Below are 3,229 nucleotides of genomic sequence, written 5' to 3'. Positions count from 1 at the left end.
AAGCGCGGCAGCTTCCTACCCTCGCAGGCAGTCACCCACCAACTACTCTCGGCGTAGAGAAGCTTAACTTCTGTGTTCGGCATGGGAACAGGTGTATCCTTCTCGCTATCGCCACCGCACTTCTATTCAACTGAGAGCTTTGCACCCTCAAAACTGGACATCATTGTTTTCTTTGCCTTGAACGCGTATCTGTTTCGCTTTTAGGTCAAGTCCTCGACCGATTAGTACTGGTCCGCTCCATACATCGCTGCACTTCCACTTCCAGCCTATCTACCTGATCATCTCTCAGGGGTCTTACTTCCATATAGGAATGGGAAATCTCATCTCGAGGGGGGCTTCACACTTAGATGCTTTCAGCGTTTATCCCTTCCGTTCATAGCTACCCAGCGATGCGCCTGGCGGCACAACTGGTACACCAGCGGAACGTCCATCCCGGTCCTCTCGTACTAAGGACAGCTCCTCTCAAATTTCCTGCGCCCGCGACGGATAGGGACCGAACTGTCTCACGACGTTCTGAACCCAGCTCGCGTACCGCTTTAATGGGCGAACAGCCCAACCCTTGGGACCGACTACAGCCCCAGGATGCGATGAGCCGACATCGAGGTGCCAAACCTCCCCGTCGATGTGGACTCTTGGGGGAGATAAGCCTGTTATCCCCAGGGTAGCTTTTATCCGTTGAGCGATGGCCCTTCCATACGGAACCACCGGATCACTAAGTCCGACTTTCGTCCCTGCTCGACTTGTCAGTCTCGCAGTCAAGCGCGCTTATACCTTTACACTCTGCGAATGATTTCCAACCATTCTGAGCGCACCTTTGAGCGCCTCCGTTACATTTTAGGAGGCGACCGCCCCAGTCAAACTGCCCACCTGACACTGTCTCCCGCCACGCTTAGTGGCGCGGGTTAGAGTGTTCATACAGCAAGGGTAGTATCCCACCAATGCCTCCTCCGAAACTAGCGTTCCGGGCTCTACGGCTCCTACCTATCCTGTACAAGCGGTACAAACACTCAATATCAAGCTACAGTAAAGCTCCATGGGGTCTTTCCGTCCTGTCGCGGGTAACCCGCATCTTCACGGGTACTATAATTTCACCGAGTCTCTCGTTGAGACAGTGCCCAAATCATTACACCTTTCGTGCGGGTCGGAACTTACCCGACAAGGAATTTCGCTACCTTAGGACCGTTATAGTTACGGCCGCCGTTTACTGGGGCTTCAATTCTGGGCTTCGCTTGCGCTAACTCATCCTCTTAACCTTCCAGCACCGGGCAGGTGTCAGCCCCTATACGTCATCTTACGATTTAGCAGAGACCTGTGTTTTTGATAAACAGTTGTTTGGGCCTATTCACTGCGGCTGACCTTGCGGTCAGCACCCCTTCTTCCGAAGTTACGGGGTCATTTTGCCGAGTTCCTTAACGAGAGTTCGCTCGCTCACCTGAGGCTACTCGCCTCGACTACCTGTGTCGGTTTGCGGTACGGGTAGATCATTTCTCACTAGACGCTTTTCTCGGCAGTGTGACATCAGACACTTCGCTACTTAAATTTCGCTCCCCATCACAGCTTAGCCTTAGAGAAGTAAGCATTTCACTCGCTTCAAGCCTAACTGCTTAGACACCCTTTTCCAGCTGGGTGCTTGTCTTAGCCTACTGCGTCCCGCCATCGTTCAAACAAAATAATCTAGTACAGGAATCTCAACCTGTTTGCCATCGACTACGCCTCTCGGCCTCGCCTTAGGTCCCGACTAACCCTGGGAGGACGAGCCTTCCCCAGGAAACCTTAGTCATACGGTGGACAGGATTCTCACCTGTCTTTCGCTACTCATGCCGGCATTCTCACTTCTAAGCGCTCCAGTGGTCCTCACGATCCACCTTCAACGCCCTTAGAACGCTCTCCTACCGCGCATCCTTGCGGATGCACCCACAGTTTCGGTACTATGCTTAGCCCCGGTATATTTTCGGCGCAGGGTCACTCGACTAGTGAGCTATTACGCACTCTTTAAATGGTGGCTGCTTCTGAGCCAACATCCTAGTTGTCTGTGCAACGCCACATCCTTTTCCACTTAGCATAGATTTAGGGACCTTAACTGGTGATCTGGGCTGTTCCCCTTTCGACAATGGACCTTATCGCTCACTGTCTGACTCCCGGAGTAAGATAATTGGTATTCGGAGTTTATCTGAATTCAGTAACCCTTGACGGGCCCCTAGTCCAAACAGTGCTCTACCTCCAATATCCATCCTCCGAGGCTAGCCCTAAAGCTATTTCGGAGAGAACCAGCTATCTCCAAGTTCGTTTGGAATTTCACCGCTACCCACAACTCATCCCAGCATTTTTCAACATACACGGGTTCGGTCCTCCAGTGTGTTTTACCACACCTTCAACCTGGTCATGGGTAGGTCACTTGGTTTCGGGTCTACACCAACATACTTATTCGCCCTATTCAGACTCGCTTTCGCTGCGGCTCCGGCTTTTCACCTTAACCTCGCATGTTAGCGTAACTCGCCGGTTCATTCTACAAAAGGCACGCCGTCACCCATTAACGGGCTTCGACTAATTGTAGGCACACGGTTTCAGGAACTATTTCACTCCCCTCCCGGGGTGCTTTTCACCTTTCCCTCACGGTACTGGTTCACTATCGGTCACTAGGGAGTATTTAGCCTTGGGTGATGGTCCACCCGGATTCCGACGGAATTTCACGTGTTCCGCCGTACTCAGGATCCTGAACGGAGGGTCATTGGTTTCGACTACAGGGCTTTCACCTTGTTTCGCGCAGCTTTCCAGCTGACTTCATCTACCAACGACCTTGGTAACTCCAATGTTCAGTCCTACAACCCCAAGGAGCAAGCTCCTTGGTTTGGGCTGTTCCCACTTCGCTCGCCGCTACTATGGGAATCGCGTTTGCTTTCTCTTCCTGTGGGTACTTAGATGTTTCAGTTCCCCACGTCTGCCTCTGATGTGCTATGTATTCACACAAAAGTAGTTATCTGATGATAACTGGGTTCCCCCATTCGGAAATCTCCGGATCAAAGCTTACGTACAGCTCCCCGAAGCATATCGGTGTTAGTCCCGTCCTTCATCGGCTCCTAGTGCCAAGGCATCCACCGTGCGCCCTTTGTAACTTGACCTTGATCTATAAAGATCGGTCAGCGATCGAATTTCTTTCGAAACTCTAACAAATACGCTTGTGTTCTCGGCATTTCTTAAAAACAATGATATCCAGTTTTCAAAGAACAAA

2 rRNA genes are annotated in these 3,229 nt (G+C 51.4%); both read right to left on the bottom strand.

Annotated elements, in window-relative coordinates:
• Positions 1–2 precede the first annotated feature (2 nt).
• Positions 3–119 (bottom strand): 5S ribosomal RNA (rrf, locus tag EKM88_RS13080).
• Positions 120–201: 82 nt separating this feature from the next.
• Positions 202–3,119, bottom strand: a 23S ribosomal RNA gene (locus EKM88_RS13075).
• Positions 3,120–3,229 lie beyond the last annotated feature (110 nt).

Origin of the sequence: Lacticaseibacillus daqingensis, assembly GCF_003946115.1 — a bacterium.
Taxonomy (GTDB): Bacteria; Bacillota; Bacilli; order Lactobacillales; family Lactobacillaceae; genus Lacticaseibacillus; species Lacticaseibacillus daqingensis.
This window is presented reverse-complemented; position numbering and strand designations above follow the sequence as displayed.